Genomic DNA, 19809 nt, shown 5'->3' on the forward strand with positions numbered 1-19809 from the left:
CGACATGGTTGCGCCCCATTTACGTTGTCCGCGCTACCGGATCGTCGTGCCTGCACAGCACTCGCAGCCTCCGGCAGTCAACCTGCCAGTACTGTCCATCGATCCGAGATCACGAATATGTTACAGATCGGCTCAGCTCGCTCCCCGCGAGCAGCGGATCGTGTGGCGCGAACCCTTCCGTCCGAGATGGGAAGCACCAAAGATACGACACCCGGTCTGCCATTCGCGAAATGCGGTCTCGCTCGGCGGTCTGTTCGGACACTCCGGTTGCGAGATATGCGGATTCGCCGCCGATGACACCGCATCGGCAGCGCATGCCGTCGCCGCATCGGCAGTGCACACAACTCGGCCTTCCCTTCGGGAGCGTGGGCAGGTTGTCGGTGCACCTCCCGCTCGACACGACTTTTCGTGACGAGGATCATTCCGCTCCGCCCACCGTTTCCCAAGCTCTCAGCCGGTGACGGCACAACATCCATCCCCTCCGGTCCCTGACGTATTGCCCGCGGCCTCCCCCGGCCTCACGAGCGCCGGTCGTGCCTGGGCACGCCGCGGCCATCGGTCGATTGTACCGGGTGCGTGACCGGGAACACTACCCGCTGGTAACCGAGGGGTCACTCTTCCCGCGGATGTGGTGCGGATTCGATCTTCTCGGCGGCCCATCCGGTGATCCACTGAGTCGCAGTCGTGCCCGATTCGTCCACAACGAACGTGTTGTACATTGCGTGGATCGGGTTGTTGACGTACTCGAGCACGCGAGGCGCAGCGGTCACCCAGTTGGTCGGGTTGAGCGCATCCGGCGGGGCATCGCAGATGCTGTCGGAGGGTGCACAGATCTGGAAGGTGCGATCGTCGAGTGCACCGAATCCGCCGGGGCGCTCACCGGTCATGGTGATGCCGGGAAGCCTCAGACCGGCAAGCGAGAGTTCGGCGCCGACTCCCGCGACCGGCGGGCCGATATCGATGCCGGACACCCCGTCACGACGGCCGTCCGCGATCAACGCGACACCGAGAACACGGTCAGCGGGGACCGGTCCGTTGCCCGCTCCGATCTGGGCCGCGACGTCCCCGGTGATGACCGCGCCCTGGGAGAACCCGGTCAAGACGTAGGTGGTGAGCGGACACTCCGCAGACCGGCCCGCAAGGAACTCGTTCATCGCGGCAGTACCGGCACTGCGGCTGTTGTTGTACGACTGCTGGCCGTCGGGCGGGAGCGCAACCGGATTCGAGAACTGAGCGACGTACGGGACCGTGTAGACGTCGGCGCGCTGGGGGTCGAACTGCTCCTGCAGCGGTCGCGTCACGTTCAACATCAGCGACGCAGGGTTGGCCGTCGGGTTGTACGGGTCGTCACCGACCGCGGACTCCCACGTACCGGGCACCGCAACCACCTGGACGTCGGGACAGGACGCAGGCTGCGACTGCGGTTCTTCCGGTCCGGGAGGTGTGATGGGCCCGGGAACATCCAGGCGGCCCGCCAGCATGTACCAGAGAGCCAGCACCAGGACCAGAACCAGCAGCGCCCCGAGTACGACGATCTTGCGCCCGCGACGCCGCTTCGTTCTGGCCATCAAGTGCTTCTCCCTCTATCTGCAGTGCCTGTCAGCTGCAGTACGTGTCGTGGGCGACCGAAATGTACGTGTCGGCGGTCGCGGATGCGTCCTCCTCGGTGATCTCCTCACCGGCAGCGACTGATCCGCTACCGACGAGCGCTGTCACCATCGTCTTGATCTCGTCGGGATTACCGCCCTGGGCCTCGGCCCCGCAGACGTAGTCCGCGATTGCGATCGCGCTCGCCTCGTCGGAGGGCTCGACACCCTCCTCGCGCAGCGCGGCGAGGAACGCTTCGCCGCTCTCGCTCGGGGCAGGCTGGGACCCTGCCGGCGGCGCGGTCGCTGCTTCGCCCGGGCTCGTCGGAGCAGCGGCGGTGCCTTCGGTGTCGGTGTCCTCGGTGTCGGGGGCGTCCGGGGTGGAGGTTCCGTCCGCCGATTCCGAGGCGGTCGCCTCGGCAGAGGTCGTCGCGGAAGAGGTCGTGGTTGTGGTCGACGGAGTATTCGTGGCCGTCGAATCGTCGCTACCGCACGCGGCCAGCACAGCCGCGGAAGTCAGGGCTGCGGCGATCGCTCCGAGGACGCGGGTCGAGCGCGAGCGGGTCCGTGCAGGCATCTGGGGTGTCCTCACATCCGGAATTCGAGTGATCTGAACTGGGCTCGGTCCAGGCTACAGAGCGCGCACGATGCCGGCCGGAGCGCCTGCTCCGACCGGCACCGTGCGTCCTACGACGTCACTTGATTTACGGAATCACGGATGAACCGTCGGTACGTCACCGACGACGGAGACCGAGCCGTGCTGGAACTTCTGCTCGATTCCACCTTCGATCGGCGTCTCGTCACCGATCGGATAGCCGAGCCGACCGTTCTCGGCACCCTCGGCCGCCCAGGCCTCGAGCACGCGGCCACGCACCGGCCATGCGCCGGTCGGATGGGTCCAATAGATGTTGCCGTGCTCGAACTCGGAGAACCGCCCGTCATCCTTGATCACGTGCTCGCTCGACTTCGGATAGCCGAGCGCCCCGGTCTCGTAGCCGAGTTCGCCGTATTTGCCCAGAATCTTCCCCAACACAGCGTTGGCGCCGGTCGCTTCGGTCCAGTACATCGCGCCGATCTCGAATCCCTGAACACTGCCACGCTGGTCCGGGGTACCGACCTCGTCGAGCACCGGATAGCCGAGAGGACCGGCTTCCCAGCCCTGCTTCTTCCATTCCTCGAAGATCGCGCCCTGCACCGTGCGGGCTCCGTGCTCGGGAGTCCAGTAGATGGCTCCGTTCTGGAAGTGATTGAAGCGACCCCTGCCATCGGCCGTGCCGCGTTCTTCCGTCACCGGGTATCCGAGCCGCCCGGCAGGACCGCCCACGCTCTGGTACTTGCCGCCGATAGCGCCCGCGACAGGAACCGCGGTGCCGCCGGACGAGAACACCCGGCCGTGCCGGAAGTCCTGCACGGAGCCACCCGCAACCGGATACTCGCGCGTCAGGCAGTCGCCGAGCCATGGATTCGCGGCCGCGACATCGCCGAATGCGCCGAGCGGGGCGCACTCGGGTTTCTGGGTCTCGACACCGAGCGTGTTGGCGAGCTGCGGCCACAACTGGTGCAGTTCGAACTCCCAGTACGGCCATGAGTGCGTGCCCGACGGCCGGTACACGATCTGCGCGGGGATGCCGAGTTTGTTGAGCTTCGTCGCGAACGCCTGAGAGGTCAGGCGAGACAGGATCTCGAGTCCCATGCCCGCGTAGTTTGTGCTCACACCGGGAACCGCGGTCGGTTGATCGTACGGACCCGTGCTGCCGCTGCCACTCGAGACATACATGCTCACACCGCGGAGTTTCTCGGCGAGCAGATACGGGTCGTGTGACTCCCATACTTCGCTGCCGGGTTCGCCCCACATCGCGTCTACGTCGAATCCGCCCGCGTCCTGCATGGCGTAACGAATCGCCTCTGGCATTCCGAGTGTCGTGGTGGTGAGAATCCCCGACAGCGACCCCGCGAATTGGAAGAAGCCCTCGTTGCGGGCAGCAAGGAACATCGCGGCGGTGCCACCCATGGACAGACCGACCACACCGCGCTTATCGGTGGTCCGCCAGTCCTTTTCGAGGATGGGCGGCAGTTCCTCGGTCAGGAAGGTCTCCCACTTGTAGGTCTGACCGTTGTTCTGATCGAGCCAGTCGGCGTAGAAACTCGACTGGCCACCTACCGGAAGCACCACGTTGACGTTCTTGTCTGCGAAGAACTGCTCGGCGTCCGTCTCGAGCGTCCAGCCGTTCTCGTCGTCGCGCGCGCGGAGACCGTCGAGCATGAACACCGACGGGAACCTGGCCTCGGGCGTGAGGTTCCAATCTCGCGCGAGCAGAAGCTGCACTTGGATGGGCGTGCCCATCGAGGGCGAATCGATCCAGAGTGCGACCCGTCGGTCCGTGAGCCAGTCGACCTTGCGTACCGTCGCGCCGGACGAGTCCTGTGTCGCTGCCGGGCCGGACTCGGCGACCGACGGTTGCGCCGTCGCCACCGCAACTGTCGTCAGTCCTGCCCCGACCGGCGCCACGAGCGCCGCAGCGACAAGTCCGAGCAGACGTCGCTTCGCCGTCGCACCGGCCGTCCCCTCGTTCGGCCTCCCCCGATGGCCACCATGCACAGTTCGCATCGACTTCGCTCACTTCCTGCATTGCGGTATTGCAGATCGTCCGCTGAGCGGACTCGGTATCGCGGGAGCCGGCCCTCGATCGGATCGGCCACGCCCGAGTCCTGTTTCTACACGTCGAGGACGGTGATGTGAGGGAGCCGCGCTGTGACAGGTGGGGAAATTGTTATCGAATGCACGAAACCGCCCGACCGCTCCTGAGGAGCAATCGGGCGGCGACGTCGAAGCAGTGTGCTTGGCCTGGCAGTCAGATCAGTGCGCGTTGAGTGCGTCCAGGATCTGCGGGCGTGCCTTCCACAGCTCGTCCTCCCAGTACTTCCACGCGTGGGTTCCGCGTGCCGGGAAGTCGAACGTGGCCGGGATGCCCAGGGTCGCGAGCTTGACCTGGAATGCGCGGGTCTGGACGAGGGACAGCGCCTCGAGGCCCATGGCGTTGGCCGTGTTGTAGAAGCCGACCAGGCCCTTCGGGTTGTCGTGCTCACCGGGCAGGCCGCTGGCCGCCGAGATGTACATGGACAGGCCCTCGAGCTTGGGCGCGAACACGAACGGGTCGTTGCGCAGCCATGCCGGGTTCCACGGCGGGCCCCACATCGAGTCGACGTTGAAGCGGCCGGCGTCGAGCATCGCGATGCGGATGGCCTCACGCATGCCGGGGGCCGACAGGTTCAGGTAGCCCGACAGCGACGACGCGAACTGGAACTGGTCGCGGTGGTACGCGGCCAGGGTCAGGGCAGCGGAACCGCCCATCGACAGACCCAGGATGCCGTTGTTGCTACGCGAGACACCGCGGGTTTCGAGGTATGCGGGAAGCTGCTCGGTGAGGAACGTCTCCCACTTGTAGGTGATGTCCTGGCCGTTGAAGTTACTCGGCGAGTACCAGTCGGTGTAGAAACTCGCCTGGCCGCCGACCGGCATGATGAGGCTGACGTTGTCCTGCGAGAACTGCTGCAGAGCGTTGGTCTCGAAGGTCCACGCGTTCGCGTCGTCGCGGGCCCGCAGCCCGTCGAGCATGTAGAGGGCCGCGTCGCCACCGCGTGCGGCCCACTGGATCTGAACCTTGATCGGACCCATGTCCGAATCGACGAAGACCTCTTCGAAACCTCCGGCGGGCGCGCGATGCGAAACCGGCGCGGCCTGGGCCGGTGCGGCAACCGCCGCGGTCGTTCCGGCAACACCTGCAGCAACAGGAAGCACGAGCGCTGCGGCGGCGGTGCCGAGCAGGCGCCTGCGAAGGCCCTGCGACAACCTAGGGACAAAACGCATGAACAATGCTCACTTTCTCGATCTGCGGCGTCCGCGTCTGCGTCCCCCGACGGATTTCGGCGGCGGCGACCGGGTGAAGGTCGCCTTCAAGTCACACTGCGGTCAAGACTGTAAAGGACAGCGTGATCTCTGACAAACCCCGATTCCCAAGGTCTTGAGCTTGCCTTGACTACTTCGTCGCTCACCGAGGGCACGAACGTTACATCTCCGTTATCCGGCGTGATCTTAACGAGACCTGCCCGCGGGCCGCGCACCGGGTCGACTGAACGGCCGCGCAATGCAGAATGTCGCATCCGTCCAGGTCAACTGAACGAATGCGACATTCCTCCGAAAGCTGGCGGTATCCTAGCCTCGCGGCACCGGCATTTCCAGACCGCAGCGCTGAATCTCATACTTGGGCACTCGCTCGATGCGATAGCCGGAGTATTCGAACGCATTACGCAGATTCCGCTTGAACAGAGGCCACGTGAGCTCTGCGCTCGACGACGCGAGCAACTCCTGCGTTTCCGGGCACGTCAGCGCCACATGGGCCATGGCAACCCAGTCCTCGTCGAGATAGGCGGGCATCCACGGGTGGACGTCCACCATGCCCGTATCCGCGATCACCCAATCCGGATACAAGATCTTGTCGTGCCCGATCCGTCCGTCCTCGAGTCGCTCGGTGTGGGCCGCGAGCGGATAAGCGAGGCCCATCTGGTCCACGACCCGCACATCCAGGCCGACGTTCATGCTCGTCATACCGAGGTTCAGGAAGTACACCGTGTGCCCGGCACCACCCGGCGGGATCGGCAGGGGTGGCGGAACAACGTCCCACACGTCGTACGAGGCCGTCGACAGCAGCAACCCGCCGTCCGGGGTGTTCTCGATCGCCTCGACCATTGCGCGCATGCGGGGATAGTCGAGGTAATCGCTCGCGAGGATCGGATGCGAATGCCCGGTGTTGAGCACGTAGAACGCGCGCTCATCGACGATGCCGGAGCGGCCCACGACCGCGCCCTCGGGCATACCCGTGGTGTTGGAGGCGAAGAATGCCCAGATCACCGTCCCGATCCACAGAATCGCCATACCGCACGCCATACGGGTGTTTTTGTTGTTGCCGATCGCCGACCGATCGGGGACTCGCAGGGGTACGACGGCAACGGGAAGCAGCAGACAGAACAGCGGCGGAAGCAGCACGCGACCGTGCATGAAGTCGCCACCCACCCGCATCGAGTAGAGCATCAGCAGCAGGCCGGCCCCGAGCGCGAAGAACACGACCGTCGTCGGGGTCCGCAGCGCCCGCTGACCACGCACTACCCACGCCCGAAGGTCCCTCCCCGCGTCCGTCGGCACAGCACTGCCACCGGCCGGGGCCCGCGTGGTCCACAACACCACCGCGGCGACGACCGCCAGGAACAGCACCGGCAACCACAGCAGGTACGGACTGACGAGATTGCCGAGGTACTCGAACCCCTGCGACCACTTGGCTCCGCCCGCGTCCTTGGACACGGCCGTGTTCGGGTACGGCAGACCGTAATAACCCATCCGCCAGACCTGATACGTCAGAGGCACCAGTCCCGCGACCGCAACCATCGCGACCCGCACCCGCCATGTCAGCCCCTGGGCGAGGAACAACATGGCCAGTGCCCCGGCAGCGAGAATGGCAAGTTCCGGGCGCACGAGCGGACCGAGACCCGCGATGAAGGCGGTGACGAGGATCTGGGTGGTCCCCGGCAGGCCCTCGTGCTTCGGGTCGGGCGTCGCCCACCTCACGAGTAGCAGCCACAGCAACGCGATCCAGCAGATCACCAGGCAGGTTTCGAGCCCCGATGTCGCGAAGTCACGCGCGGGCGGCACCGCGATGTAGACGAGTACTCCCGCAGGCAGCAGCAGAACCGTCCCCGTGGCGTTCCGTAGGCGCCACCGGTACATCCGCGCGGCGGCGAACATGGCCAGCACGATCGCACCCGTCGACAACACGAGGGCGATCGTGAGCACCACGTATTCGAGCCGGATTCCGCTCAGCTCTCCTGCCGCGTAGACGAGATACGTCCAGATGGTCGACGTATTGGCTTCGACCCGCTCACCGCTGTTGAACACCGGGCCGTTGCCCGCCATCAGGTTGCGCACGGTGCGCAACACGATCAGGCCGTCGTCGGCGATCCAGCGGCGTTCCCACGCCCCCCAGAACATCAGCAGTGCCGCGATCACGACACCGCAGGCGAAAACCCCCGTCGCGAGGCGACCCGACCGGGCGGGCAGATCGGTGCTCGGTCTGCCCGCCACGCTGTCGTCGACGCCGTCCACGACGTCAGAAGAGGTAGACAGCACCGCCGACCACCACGATCCACACCACCGCAAGGAACTGCAACACGCGGTCGCCCAGTGCAATCTCCTCGGGCTCACCGGCATCTCCACCGTCGACATCCACTGCGTACCGCAGGATCGCGACGACGAACGGGACCATCGAGATCGCGTACCAGTTGGAACCTGCAATCGTGTCCTGCTCGAACGCCCACAGGCCGTAGCAGATCACCACGGCTGTGGCGGCAAGCGTCCACACGAACCGCAGGTACGTCTCGGTGTAGTACTCGAGCGACTTGCGGATCTTCGCACCCGTCCGCGTCGCGAGCCGCAGCTCCGCGTATCGCTTACCCGCGGCCATGAACAGCGATCCGAACGCCATGATCAGCAGGAACCACTGCGACAGCGGGATCTCGGCGGCCACACCGCCGGCGATCGCACGGATCAAGAAGCCCGACGAGACGATGCAGATGTCGAGGACGGCCTGATGCTTGAGACCGAAACAGTACGCGAGCTGGATGCCGATATAGACGGCCATCACCACCGCGAGCTGCCAGTTCGCAAGGAACGACAGTGCGATCGAGGCGACGAGCAGCACGACGGCCAGGATGTACGCGAGCCGCAGCGGCAGCACGCCCGCCGCGATCGGCCGGAACCGCTTGGTCGGGTGCTCCCGGTCGGCTTCGACGTCCAACGCATCGTTGACGAGGTAGATCCCTGACGCCGCCATGCAGAACACCACGAACGCCAGTGCGACCGGCAACAACACGGAAGATTCCGTTACGGAACCCGCCGCCATCGGGGCCGCGAGCACCAGCACGTTCTTGACCCACTGTCGTGGGCGCACCGCCTTGACGATTGCCGCTGGAAGGCTCTTGGGGGCCTCCGAGACGGGTGTCGGTTCCTCGCTCATCGCTCTCCAAACTTCTTCTCTGCCCGCGCCACCACAGCAGCGGACGCCGCCCCGAGCGCAGCACCGGCCAGGACGTCCGTCGGATAGTGCACACCGAGAACGAGACGGGACAACAGCATCGGCGGCACGAGCATCGCCGGAAAGGGTAGCCCGGTGGTGCGCGCCATCAGCACGGCCGCTGCTGTCGTGGACGTCGCGTGCGACGACGGGAAACTCAGTCGACTCGGCGTCGACACGTTGACCTGCACGGACGGATGGTCCGGACGTTTACGGCGAACGACACGCTTGATGACGATCGACGCAGCGTGCGCTCCGACCGCCCCGACCGCGACTCCTGCCCACTGGGCGCGACGCTTCGGATCCACCAATGCTCCCGCCGCGCCGATCGCGATCCAGCCGAGCGCATGCTCACCGAAGTGCGACATGCCGCGGGCGATCGAGGTTGCTCCGGGCACAGTGCCGACGGTGTCCTGGACCGTCTGCAACATCCGCACTTCGAGCGGCGCGCGGTCGCGGTCGATCGTCACTGTGGCGGTGCCGTCACCGGACGGGACAGTGACGTCATCCCTCGATACCGAAGACATGTTCCCACTCCTTCTTGCTGGTCAGGGCGGGAACCGCATCCCGGTAGCGTTGCTTGAGCTCCGGGAAACGTCGTGCGAGTTCGCGCCGCAACCGCAGCGCTTCGGTCAGCAGCGCCTGTGCCTGCGCGCGGTCGCGCTTACGGTAGACGACGCCTCGCCCGTCCGCGGTGGTCACCGTCACGCCGTCGACCTGCGACAGCAGGAACCACCGTGCGTCGATCGTGGGCACGTTGAGCTGTGGTCGGGTGTGATGCTCGGGGTTCTCGGAGCGCACGCTGTGCAGCACGCCCTTCGCGAGTCGTGAGACCTTCGCGAGTTTGCCCTCGGGCAGCCCGACGGCACCGACTTCCGCGCCCGACGGCAGCGGCAGTTCGGTCGACGAAGGCAGCACGCGAGCGTCGGAGAAGTTCTTCCGCAGCGCATGCACGTCGCCGAGTGCCTTGGGAAGGAGCTCGAAGAGGTTCTCGGGGCCGGCCAGGAAGTCCTCGATGGCCTTGTTCTGGATCGCGACGGTCGAGTACTCGAGGCACACCAGGTGCTTGATGGTGGCCTTGATCGTGTCGAGGACCATGCCCTTGCCGTCGCCCGGCATGTGCAGGGCTGCGACGACGAGGCGGTTGCGCAGGTGGAAGTACGCCTGCCAGTCGATGGCGTCGTCCTTGTCGCTCCACGCCATGTGCCAGATCGCGGCACCGGGCATCGTCACAGTGGAGTACCCGGCGGCACGGGCACGCAGCCCGTACTCGGCGTCGTCCCACTTGATGAACAGCGGCAGTGGCTGCCCGATCTCCTCCGCGACGACGCGCGGGATCATGCACATCCACCAGCCGTTGAAATCGACGTCGATGCGTCGATGCAGCAGCTTCGAGTTCTCGCGATCGCGCAGCGGATTCGTGGAGAAGTCGTGGTCGTATTCGACGTTCGGCGCGGCCGACCACATGAAGACCGACCGGTCGACGACCTCGCCCATCGTGTGCAGGTGGCTGCGTTCCTGCAGGTTGAGCATCTGCCCTCCGACGAGTGTCGGGGACTTGGCGAACCGCGAGAACGCGAGTGCACGCAGGATCGAGTCGGGTTCGATCTCGATGTCGTCGTCCATGAACAGGATGTACGGGGCATCGGTGGTCTTCAGCGCCTCGTACATGATGCGGCTGTAGCCACCGGATCCACCGAGGTTGGCCTGGTCGTGGATGACCAGCCGGTCGCCGAACGGCGCTGCTGCCTCGGCGAAACCGTCCTGGTCACGGACCTTTTTGGTGCCCTGATCCGGGATGATCATTGCGTCGATGACATCCATCACCAGCGGATCGGACGCCAGCGCACGCAGCGCCGCGACACAATCGGCCGGGCGGTTGAACGTGGGAATACCCACCGCGACGGAGGCCTTACCGGGGGCCTCGACCGGCGCGAACCAGCCTGCCGAGTGGACGGTGACGTCCGTGTCGGTGGTGACGTCGAACCAGATCCAACCGCCGTCCTCGAACGGGCCGAGGTCGGTTTCGAGTTCGAGGACGACGCCGGTTCCCTCGAACTCACGGCCCTGCACGTGGATACGGCTCGAATCCGCCTTGCTGCGGTAGATGTCGATTCGACCGTGACCGGTGAGCTCGAGTCGAAGCACCACGGAGTTCAGCGTGCTCCAGCGACGCCAGTAGCTCGCGGGGAACGCATTGAAATAGGTGCACAGCGACACCTCGGACTCGGCGCCGATGTTCAACTCGGTGCGGCTCGACGCATGAGCGCGACGCGCATTGGTGGACGATTCCTCGATGTAGAGGGTCCGGACGTCGAGTGGTTCGCCAGGTCGCGGCAGGATGATCCGCTGAAGCAGCGCCTTACCGAGCGGTGCTCCCTGCTGCGTGTCGGATCCGATCTCTACGGCTGCGGACTGGCTCATGAGGCATTCCCCGCGATCGGCGCGCCCGACTCGAAGTACGGCGCCACCGTGTTGTCGAACATGGTCAGCGCGCTCGCGATGGCCATATGCATGTCGAGGTACTGGTAGGTGCCGAGGCGGCCGCCGAACAACACCTTGTTCTCCACGGCTTCCTTCTTGGCGAGCTCACGGTAGGCGGCGACCTTCGCGCGGTCGTCGGATGTGTTGATCGGGTAGTACGGCTCGTCCTCGTCTTCCGCGAAACGCGAGAACTCACGCATGATGACGGTCTTGTCCGTCGGGTACGTGTCGCGTTCGGGGTGGAAGTGTCGGAACTCGTGGATACGCGTGAAGGGCACGTCGGCGTCGTTGTAGTTCATCACCGGGGTGCCCTGGAAATCACCGGTGGGCACGACCTCCGTCTCGAAGTCCAGGGTGCGCCAGCCGAGCTTGCCTTCCGAATAGTCGAAGTAGCGGTCGAGCGGGCCGGTGTAGACGACGGGGGCGTCGGGGCTCGCGCCGCGGATGTCGTCACGCACCTCGAACCAGTCGGTGTTCAGCCGGATCTCGATCTTCGGATCCTTCGCCATGTTCTCGAGCCACGCGGTGTAGCCATCGACCGGCAGGCCTTCGTAGGTGTCGTTGAAGTAGCGGTTGTCGAACGTGTACCGCACGGGCAGGCGGGTGATGTTGCCTGCGGGCAGTTCCTTGGGATCGGTCTGCCACTGCTTGGCGGTGTAGTCGCGGATGAATGCCTCGTAGAGGGGACGCCCGATCAAGGAGATCGCCTTCTCCTCGAGGTTCTGGGCGTCCGCAGTCGAGATCTCGGCGGACTGTTCCTTGATCAGGGCCCGCGCTTCGTCAGGGCTGTAGTAGCGCCCGAAGAACTGGGAGATCAGGCCGAGGCCCATGGGGAACTGGTAGGCCTGACCGCCGTGCTTCGCGAACACGCGGTGCTGATACCCGGTGAAATCCGTGAACTGAGTCACGTAGTCCCACACACGCTGATTCGACGTGTGGAACAGGTGGGCTCCGTACTTGTGGACCTCGATCCCGGTCTCGGGTTCGGGTTCGGAGTACGCGTTGCCACCGAGATGGTGCCGGCGTTCGACCACGAGGACCCGCTTCCCGAGCTGCGTGGCCGCGCGCTCGGCAATCGTCAGTCCGAAGAATCCGGAGCCGACGACGATCAGGTCGTACTCACCGGGAGAGGGCTGGGGCGCTGATGCAGCAGTCACGGAGAACCAGGGTAACGACCTTGTCACGCTCATGCCCTTTCGGTCCGTCGGCGGGACCGAAAGACCAGGGCGATCAGAGGTGATACTGCAGTGCGGCGCGCACGAACTCGGCGCCTGCGGTTCCGCCGTAATTCGCGGCGAATCGCTCGTCTTCGACGTACATGTCGGCGAGGCCGAGGACATAGCCGCGCAGACTGCACCGGTCTGCACCGTGAGCAGGCGTACCGGGCACGGAGGTCAGCCATTCGACGTGACGGCGTGCAAGGTCCTGAGCCCGTTCTCCGTGCGGATCGAGACCTTCCTGCGCGGCAGCAACCCAGTCTGCGTTCAGCCGGTCGACGCGCGACTTCCAGTCGCTGCGTTCGCGCTCACTCATCCCGTGCCACCATCGGTCGCCGGTGGCGTACGCCTGCGCACCCCAGCGTTCGGTCACCTCGTCGCGGTACTGCGTGTGATCGAACCCGTCGAATACTTCGGTCGCCATGAGCTCTTCTCCATTCTCTGTTTTCTCGAGGGTCGCGCGAACCGCCCGGATTCGGCGTTCGAGTTGGGTTCGCTCGTGTTGGAGCAGCTCCAGATGCGTACGCAGTGCACCTGCCGTATCCCGACGGTCGTCGAGGGCGTCGCGGATCGCGGGTAGTCCGAGACCGAGGTCGCGCAGCAGCAGGATTCGCTGCAGCCGAACCAAGGCATCCGAGTCGTAGAAGCGCATCCCGTTCCGTCCTGTACGGCTCGGTGGGAGCAGCCCGACGTCGTCGTAGTGCCGCAGGGTGCGGCTGGTGACGCCGGCCTCCCGGGAAAGCTCCTGGATCGACCATTCGCGCCGCATGTTCGCCCCTTCGGTTCTGCTCGATACCCAGCGTGCATCTTGACGCTGCGTCAATGTCAAGCAGCCGATATTTCCGGGACGAGCAGCCGACCTTCCGGCGCTGCGTTTCGACGGCCTACGTTATTCGGCGCTTCCGGTGCTCGGGAACCAGTCACGCAAGAAGCTCGACTCGATGACCTGGGCACCGAGATCGGGGGTCCAGACGATCGCGCCACCGGTGAAGATCCGGAACTTGCCGCGTTCGTCCGGAAGCATCAGTTCAGGTCCGACCGGCGAGCCGAGAAGGCCATCGACCCCGCCGAGTTCGAGGTACTTCGCCTGGATCTCCGAGCTGTCACCGGTCTCGAACCGTAGTGCTCCGACCTCGGTGTCGATCTCCGGTGCCGGTGTGGGCGGCGGCAGCGCTGCTTCGGCGCCTTCCTGCACGCTGAACCAGTCGGACCGCAGACCGAGCTTGGCACGCGCCTCGGCACCCGTGGTTTCGATGGTCCGGTCGGAGCCGATCACGCGCACCTGGGTAGCGCGACCTCCCGCGTCACCGAGGTTGTTGCGGGCGATGACCTCGATGTTCTGGAGTTCCCCGACGCCGAATGCCGTGCCGATCTCGCCTGCGGTTATCGTCTTGGCCCATTGCCGGTTGGGTGCGACCCTGTCGCCGAGGTCCTCGACCGGAGGGAACGTTCCGCCCGCGCTGTACCCGCCGGTCGATGCGGAGAATTCGCTGCGGACCACCGCGCCGTCCTTCATCAGTACTTGACCGCGAGTGGTGCGAATGGCGTCATCGGTCCGGGGATCCTCCGTGCCGGACCCTCCGTACACCTGGCAGCTCGTCGTATCGCAGGTCTGCCACTTCTCATTGCGCTTCTCTGCGAGTGCGTACGAGCGAGCGGCGATGGCCTGCGCGCGCAGCGCTTCGGCCCCGCCCGTGTCGGCCCAGCCGGGCAGCGCCTCGGCGGGAACGACGCTGCGGAGGTAGTCCTCGACGTTCAGGCGATTGACGGTGCGTGCGGCGTCTCCTTCGAGCACCACCCCGATCGCGCCGCGGTAGGTGGTGTCGCCCGAGCAGAGTTTGAGGTGTTCCTCCCTGGGACGGTCCTCGCCGAGATCCACCGGGTCGACCCATGGCATATCTGTGGCACCCTGCCACAGCACGTCGCCGCTGCAACCGGCAGTGACCACGACGTTCGCGCCGCCGTCGGCATTCGGTGTGAGATGGGCGGCCTCCCCTGGGCCGACCTGCCTGCCCGCGACGGTGAGACCTGCGTCGGAGTAGACGTCGAGGCTGTGGTCGTCGAGACCCATGAGGCGCACGGCGATCATGGAGTCCGGGACGGTGCCCAAGGTGGTGCCACCGTAGTAATGGCCGACGATGCGCTCGGCCGTCCAGCCGTCCTGCGCGTAGCCGTAGGCACCCCACTGGCCCATGCCGCGACCGTGGCCGTGGCCCTGACCGCTGAAAGTGAAGGGTGTGTCGGCGGAGACGGCCTGCCGGACCTCGGGACCGTCCGAGCCGCCACTGACGAGAACGCCGACGGCCGCTCCTGCAAGTAGTGCAGGCGCGATGCCGAGCACAGCGGCACGTGTCGCGGTCGGGCGCCATCCGTTGCGCAGCGGTCGGCCGAGGACGACACGCCGGACGACACGCCGTCTACGAATTTTTCCTCTGCGACGAATCGACTGTCGTGCCATGCGCTGCGCTCCCTTGTTCTCGCATTTCCGCTGATCACGCGGACGGTCGTCCATGTGATCGCCCGCTCTCACGGATCGGACATCTCGAGACCGATGCTCAAGCTCAGGTTGAGGGTTATGGTTTCCTGTGTCTAGTGTGACAAGAGTGGCGAGGTATCGCAACAAATGTCACAACAGCAACAATGGCATCACAAGTTGCCTTCATCAGCGGCCTCTTCCAGCACGAAGCGGGCTCGAGGATGTTGGATTCCGACGAGTGATATCGACCGTCCGAACCGCGCACAGCAACAGGGAGTAGCAAACAGTGCCGCATCGCCGCCCGAAGCCGTCGATCGTCCTGGGTGCCGTCGCCGCCCTGGCCGTCGCAACACCTTTCGCGGTGTCCGGCTTCACCAACGACCAGACCGAAATCCGTCAGACCAGTGATTCCGTCGAAGCGGTTGCGCCCACGATCGCCGAGGTCGTACTCGCATCGGTCCCCGATCTCGTGATTCCGCTCGAAGAGCTGACCGGGCTCAACCTGCCCGACATGAGCCTGAAAGAGATCGTCCAAGGTCTCCCCGAGATCACGACTGCGCCCGATCCGGCAGGCGGGCCGGTCGGTCGGGTGGGAGCGGTCGTCAAAGAGCTCACCCAGGAGACCCCGTTCAGCCTCGTCGCCCTCACCGCAAGCGACATCGCCGACACGGACGCGATGATCCGCGCGCAGAACGAGGACGGCACGTGGGGTCCGTGGGCTGCGACCGAGCCCCTCGAGTCCTCTCGCAACGACACCGCAGACGACGCGCGTAGGGGCACCGAGCCGATCTTCGTCGGTGCGACCAATGCCGTTCAGGTCCTGCTGACGCCGCGACCGGGTCCGGAGCCGAACCTCGCCGGTGCCGAAGCGCCGCCGGAGGAAGGGCCTGCGCCGGCAGCCCCCGCGGCGCCCGCTCCCCCTGAAGCTCCCGCACCGGCAGAGGCACCGGCACCGGCGGAAGCACCGGTTCCCGGCGCGGCACCCGCAGAGGGCACGCCCGAGCTCGGTTACGTTCCGGCCTCGTCCTCTCGCCCGCTGCACAGCCAGGACCCGGCCCAGGCCCTCGCCGACAGCGTCAGCGCTGTGCTCATCGATCCGGGTACCAGCCCCGCCGACGCCACCCTCGAGGACATCGCGGGCCCGGTGGGTGACTCCGGCCTCAAGGTCATCTCCCGCGCTCAGTGGGGCGCCGACGAATCGATCCGGTGCGAAGAACCCACCTACGACGACTCGCTGGGCGGCGCCACCGTGCACCACACCGCGGGAAGCAACGACTATTCCAAGGCAGAATCTGCCGAGATCGTCCGCGCGATCTACGCGTACCACTCGCAGACGCTCGGCTGGTGCGACGTGGGATACAACGTGCTCGTCGACAAGTACGGCCAGGTCTTCGAAGGTCGTGCAGGAGGGCTCGACCGCAACGTGCAGGGCGCCCACGCGGGCGGCTTCAACGAGAACACGATGGGCATCGCCATGATGGGCGACTTCTCGTCGGCGACACCGCCCGAGGCGACCCTCAACGCCGTGGGCAAGTTCCTCGGCTGGCGGCTCGCGAAGGCCGGGCTCGATCCCAAGGGTCGCACCACGATGTACTCCGAGGGCACCTCGTTCACCCCGTACCCGCGTGGCGCGGCCGTCGACCTGCCGATCATCTTCGCGCACCGCGACGTCGGCAGCACCAGTTGCCCCGGCGACGGCGGATACGCCCAGATGGACAAGATCCGCAACATCGCCGCTGGCGCCGCGAAGGGCACGAGCCCCAGTACCGATCTCGCGACGGACAACCCGCCCGCCGCGCGCGGTGCAGTGCCCGATACAGATGCCGGGACACCGGCAACCGGATCGGCCGAGAACGTCCAGAACCTCGTGCAGGAACTGATCCGTCTCGCCGACAATCACCCGCTGGCCCAGAAGTGGATCGCCGAAGGCGGCGAGACCGGACGTCTGGGCACGGCCATGACATCGATCCTCCCCGCGAAGGGCGGATTCGAGAGCGCCCAGTTCGTCAACGGCGCCATCTACTCCTCACCCAACGGCGGAGTGTGGACGGTGCTCGGCGAGATCTACAAGGCGTGGCAGAAGTCCGGGCTCGACGCTGGTGAGCTGGGGTTGCCCACCAGCGACGAGTACCGGGTGCCGGACGGTTGGCGGTCGGACTTCGAGTTCGGTTCGCTGATCTTCAACGAGGTCACCGGCGTCGTCACGAAGGTGCTCCGCGCCTACAACGACGCCTACGAGGAGTCGATGCAGGAACCCGCGGCCGCGCCGGTCGCACCGGAACCTGCGCCGGCACCGGAAGCCGCGCCGGCACCCGAACCGGTGCCTGCAGGCTGACCTTCGATCACCGGCGGATACGAGTCACTGCCACCAGCGTTCGAGGATGCGGGCAACCCCGTCCTCGACGTTGGTGGCAGTGACTTCGTCTGCGACCGATTTGGCCTCGGGGTGCGCGTTCTCCATCGCAACACCGTGGCGTGCGATCGACAGCATCGGAATGTCGTTGGGCATGTCACCGAATGCGACGAGATCATCGAACGGCACCCCCAGGTGGCGCGCGGCCTCCTGCAACCCCGACGCCTTCGTCACCCCCGCAGCGGAGATCTCGAGGAGACCGTTGTCCGTCGAGAACGTCAGGTCGACGAGTCCGTGCAGTTTCGGCAGGAGCGCTTCGGCCATCGCGGCGCTGCTGGCACCGGGCAGCCGGATCAGCAGTTTGATGGCGGGCGCCGCGATCACGTCGTACTCGGCGAGTTCGGTGATGTCCGGATTCAGCCACGCATGCTCGTAACCCGGCGAGCTCACGAACTGGGGTGTCGCAGCGTCGTGCGCGCTGGCCCCCACCCTTTCCGCCGCCAGACCGCTCCCCGGAAAAACCGTCTCCGCGACCTCGGCGAGCCAACCCAGTTCGTCTGTGGTGAGCACCGCGGCACTGAGCACCTGGTCGGTCGCACTGTCGTAGAGGACAGCGCCGTTGGCGCACACCGCGAGCGGTGCGTACCGAAGCTGGTCGACGACCGGCGCGATCCATCGCGGTGGTCGACCGGTCGCAAGAACGAACGGTGTTCCGGAATCGACCACGGCGTGGACTGCCGCACGGGTGCGGTCGGAAATCCGCTCCGTGTCGTCGATCAGGGTTCCGTCGACATCGGACGCGACAAGACTCGGACGCTGAGTGCTCACTCCGTCATTGTGCCGAAGGCGGGTTTCCGGTCGCGCCCGGCTCTCTCCCACTGCCGTCGCGGCCCTCGCGCCGTGCGCGCTCTGCTTCCTTGCGGGCACGACGTTCCGCCGCGACACGCGCGTCGTCGGCGTTCGCTTCCTCCGGTGTCGGAGCCGATCCACCGAGCCGCGCAGGTACCCAGTAGGCACCCGGCTCGTGGCGATAGTCCTGCTGCGCTTGCTTCAACATCCGGTCCATGGTGGCGCGCAGCTTCGCAGTCATCTCGGCGGCAGGCTCGAACGGTTCGATCGGATCCCCGACGATGATGGTGATGGGGGTGTTCGTCCGGCCGAGTCGCTTGGGGTGGCCCTTGGTCCACACCCGCTGCGACCCCCACAGCACCATCGGTATGACGGGCACACCGGCTTCGAGTGCCATCCTTGCTGCGCCGGACCTGAACTCCTTGAGCTCGAAGCTGCGGCTGATGGTCTCCTCGGGGAACACACCGACGAGATCGCCCCTGCGAAGTGCCTCGACCGCAAGCCGATATGAATCGCCCGCATCGCCGCGGTCGACGGGGATGTGCTTCATGGCGCGCATCATCGGCCCGGAGATTTTGTTGTCGAAGACTTCCTTCTTCGCCATGAACCGGATGTACCGCTTGGTTTCGCGCGCGGGAATGCCCGCGTAGGTGAAGTCCATGTAGCCCGTGTGATTCATCGCGATGACCGCACCCCCGGTCGCCGGGATGTGCTCTGCCCCGGAGATCGTGAATTTCAGGCCTTGCGCCGCGAACAGTGTGCGTGCCACGCCGATGATGGTCCGGTAGAAGGGTTCCACGTCGGTTAGCGTAGCCGGGTCCACCGCATCGGACCGACCGCGATCGACATCAGGGGCGAGAGTATTGACCAGCACCACCAGAAAATCCCATCTGTTCGTCGTCGCAGGCGCGGCTGTCGCACTGGCCCTGACCGCGACGGGATGCGCCGGCGACGGGCAGTCCGGCATCCCCACCGAGACCCCCCAACCACCCGAAGTGTCCTCGTCGGGCACCGGGAACGACGCAGATGACGGGACGGCCGCCGCGGCTGCACCGACAGAGGCCGCCCCGTCTGCGGTCACGGTCGGCGACGTACCCGGCAACGCCGCAGCCGGCGCGGCACTGCAGGCGTGGACGAATGATCTGCTGGCGGGCAACGACGTGACCGGTAAGTGCTGGACGATCGCGACCGAACGGGCCGAGGAGATGTACGCCGACGTCGACGCGATCAGCGCCGCGGTGCAACAGCCCGGACTCGACGGCCAGTTCACGGTGACGTGGTCCGCGGACGGCACCGACGTATCGGTGCTGCGCAGTGAGATCTCTTCCGGCTACGCCTGCCCCTACGTCCACCCGACCGGCGACGCCGACATCTACACCGAGGACGACGCCGTCTACGCGGTGGAGCGGTTCCTCGGACGCACCACGGGCGATCCGGTGGCCCCGGAAGACACCGAGGACGACTACCCGCTGATCTGCCCCGGAATGGGAATCTGGGATCCGTGGGGCACCGGAAACCCGGGCGTGCCACCGTTGTCGACCGATCCGGACACCCTCGACGGCGTGACGACCTTCGACGCGGATTCGGCGACCTTCGCTCCTATCGACGACGTGTACGGGACGGTGTCCATCCCGGTCGTCGAGGACGGAACCGCTCGTGACCTGGTTGTCTACGTCACAATCGCCTCGAACGGATACTGCCTGGGCGCAGTGGACTGATCGGC

Annotated in this window: 15 protein-coding genes; 2 read left to right on the forward strand and 13 right to left on the reverse strand. The window is 66.0% G+C overall.

Features of this window, described 5'->3' with window-relative positions:
* Nucleotides 1-611: 611 nt before the first annotated feature.
* The 11 genes from MWU77_RS10790 to MWU77_RS10840 all read right to left on the reverse strand — a co-directional run bounded on the left by MWU77_RS10790 (nucleotide 612) and on the right by MWU77_RS10840 (nucleotide 14866).
* Nucleotides 612-1568 (reverse strand): cutinase family protein, encoded by a 957-nt coding sequence (locus MWU77_RS10790; RefSeq protein ID WP_169689255.1) that lies wholly within the window; start codon nucleotides 1566-1568, stop codon nucleotides 612-614.
* Nucleotides 1569-1599: 31 nt separating this feature from the next.
* Nucleotides 1600-2163 carry a DUF732 domain-containing protein gene (locus tag MWU77_RS10795; protein WP_169689254.1) on the reverse strand — a complete coding sequence of 188 codons (564 nt, stop codon included), beginning with the start codon at nucleotides 2161-2163 and terminating at the stop codon, nucleotides 1600-1602.
* A gap of 135 nt (nucleotides 2164-2298) precedes the next feature.
* Nucleotides 2299-4194 carry an alpha/beta hydrolase-fold protein gene (locus MWU77_RS10800; RefSeq protein ID WP_169689253.1) on the reverse strand — a complete coding sequence of 632 codons (1896 nt, stop codon included), beginning with the start codon at nucleotides 4192-4194 and terminating at the stop codon, nucleotides 2299-2301.
* Between the two features lie 249 nt (nucleotides 4195-4443).
* Nucleotides 4444-5454 carry an alpha/beta hydrolase family protein gene (locus tag MWU77_RS10805; RefSeq protein WP_169689252.1) on the reverse strand — a complete coding sequence of 337 codons (1011 nt, stop codon included), beginning with the start codon at nucleotides 5452-5454 and terminating at the stop codon, nucleotides 4444-4446.
* 345 nt (nucleotides 5455-5799) lie between these two features.
* Entirely contained in the window at nucleotides 5800-7740 is a 1941-nt protein-coding gene (zomB, locus tag MWU77_RS10810) for a flagellar motor control protein ZomB (protein ID WP_308198790.1), read from the reverse strand.
* Nucleotides 7741-7744: 4 nt separating this feature from the next.
* A complete protein-coding gene (locus MWU77_RS10815) occupies nucleotides 7745-8650 on the reverse strand; it encodes a decaprenyl-phosphate phosphoribosyltransferase (RefSeq protein ID WP_169689250.1) in 906 nt (301 codons plus the stop codon).
* Nucleotides 8647-9138, reverse strand: a complete 492-nt coding sequence (locus MWU77_RS10820; RefSeq protein WP_240959717.1) for a phosphatase PAP2 family protein — start codon at nucleotides 9136-9138, stop codon at nucleotides 8647-8649. The genes MWU77_RS10815 and MWU77_RS10820 overlap by 4 nt, the downstream gene beginning before the upstream one ends.
* Before the next feature lie 73 nt (nucleotides 9139-9211).
* Nucleotides 9212-11131, reverse strand: coding sequence for a glycosyltransferase (locus MWU77_RS10825; RefSeq protein WP_169689248.1), 1920 nt, complete (start codon nucleotides 11129-11131; stop codon nucleotides 9212-9214).
* Nucleotides 11128-12348, reverse strand: a complete 1221-nt coding sequence (gene glf / locus MWU77_RS10830; RefSeq protein ID WP_247273653.1) for a UDP-galactopyranose mutase — start codon at nucleotides 12346-12348, stop codon at nucleotides 11128-11130. The genes MWU77_RS10825 and glf overlap by 4 nt, the downstream gene beginning before the upstream one ends.
* 73 nt (nucleotides 12349-12421) lie before the next feature.
* Nucleotides 12422-13177 (reverse strand): MerR family transcriptional regulator, encoded by a 756-nt coding sequence (locus MWU77_RS10835; RefSeq protein WP_247273654.1) that lies wholly within the window; start codon nucleotides 13175-13177, stop codon nucleotides 12422-12424.
* 120 nt (nucleotides 13178-13297) lie between these two features.
* Complete coding sequence (locus MWU77_RS10840; protein WP_247273655.1) at nucleotides 13298-14866, reverse strand: SpoIID/LytB domain-containing protein; 1569 nt, start codon at nucleotides 14864-14866, stop codon at nucleotides 13298-13300.
* A 304-nt stretch (nucleotides 14867-15170) separates the two neighbouring features.
* On the opposite strand from MWU77_RS10840, the gene MWU77_RS10845 reads away from it, so the two are divergent.
* Nucleotides 15171-17219, forward strand: coding sequence for an N-acetylmuramoyl-L-alanine amidase (locus tag MWU77_RS10845; RefSeq protein WP_247273656.1), 2049 nt, complete (start codon nucleotides 15171-15173; stop codon nucleotides 17217-17219).
* A gap of 24 nt (nucleotides 17220-17243) precedes the next feature.
* On the opposite strand, the gene MWU77_RS10850 is transcribed toward MWU77_RS10845, so the two are convergent.
* Both MWU77_RS10850 and MWU77_RS10855 read right to left on the reverse strand, forming a co-directional pair.
* Nucleotides 17244-18065, reverse strand: a complete 822-nt coding sequence (locus tag MWU77_RS10850; RefSeq protein ID WP_247273657.1) for an HAD family hydrolase — start codon at nucleotides 18063-18065, stop codon at nucleotides 17244-17246.
* 4 nt (nucleotides 18066-18069) lie between these two features.
* Nucleotides 18070-18885 carry a lysophospholipid acyltransferase family protein gene (locus MWU77_RS10855; protein WP_169689242.1) on the reverse strand — a complete coding sequence of 272 codons (816 nt, stop codon included), beginning with the start codon at nucleotides 18883-18885 and terminating at the stop codon, nucleotides 18070-18072.
* A gap of 64 nt (nucleotides 18886-18949) precedes the next feature.
* On the opposite strand from MWU77_RS10855, the gene MWU77_RS10860 reads away from it, so the two are divergent.
* Nucleotides 18950-19804 carry a hypothetical protein gene (locus MWU77_RS10860; RefSeq protein WP_240959633.1) on the forward strand — a complete coding sequence of 285 codons (855 nt, stop codon included), beginning with the start codon at nucleotides 18950-18952 and terminating at the stop codon, nucleotides 19802-19804.
* Nucleotides 19805-19809 lie beyond the last annotated feature (5 nt).

The organism is Rhodococcus sp. F64268 (assembly GCF_023015605.1).
Taxonomy (GTDB): Bacteria; Actinomycetota; Actinomycetes; order Mycobacteriales; family Mycobacteriaceae; genus Rhodococcus.

Coding starts and splice junctions, on each gene's coding strand:
- MWU77_RS10790 (WP_169689255.1), bottom strand. CDS start 1,568: ATGGCCAGAACGAAGCGGCGTCGCGGGCGCAAGATCGTCGTACTCGGG.
- MWU77_RS10795 (WP_169689254.1), bottom strand. CDS start 2,163: ATGCCTGCACGGACCCGCTCGCGCTCGACCCGCGTCCTCGGAGCGATC.
- MWU77_RS10800 (WP_169689253.1), bottom strand. CDS start 4,194: ATGCGAACTGTGCATGGTGGCCATCGGGGGAGGCCGAACGAGGGGACG.
- MWU77_RS10805 (WP_169689252.1), bottom strand. CDS start 5,454: ATGCGTTTTGTCCCTAGGTTGTCGCAGGGCCTTCGCAGGCGCCTGCTC.
- MWU77_RS10815 (WP_169689250.1), bottom strand. CDS start 8,650: ATGAGCGAGGAACCGACACCCGTCTCGGAGGCCCCCAAGAGCCTTCCA.
- MWU77_RS10820 (WP_240959717.1), bottom strand. CDS start 9,138: ATGTTGCAGACGGTCCAGGACACCGTCGGCACTGTGCCCGGAGCAACC.
- MWU77_RS10825 (WP_169689248.1), bottom strand. CDS start 11,131: ATGAGCCAGTCCGCAGCCGTAGAGATCGGATCCGACACGCAGCAGGGA.
- MWU77_RS10835 (WP_247273654.1), bottom strand. CDS start 13,177: ATGCGGCGCGAATGGTCGATCCAGGAGCTTTCCCGGGAGGCCGGCGTC.
- MWU77_RS10840 (WP_247273655.1), bottom strand. CDS start 14,866: ATGGCACGACAGTCGATTCGTCGCAGAGGAAAAATTCGTAGACGGCGT.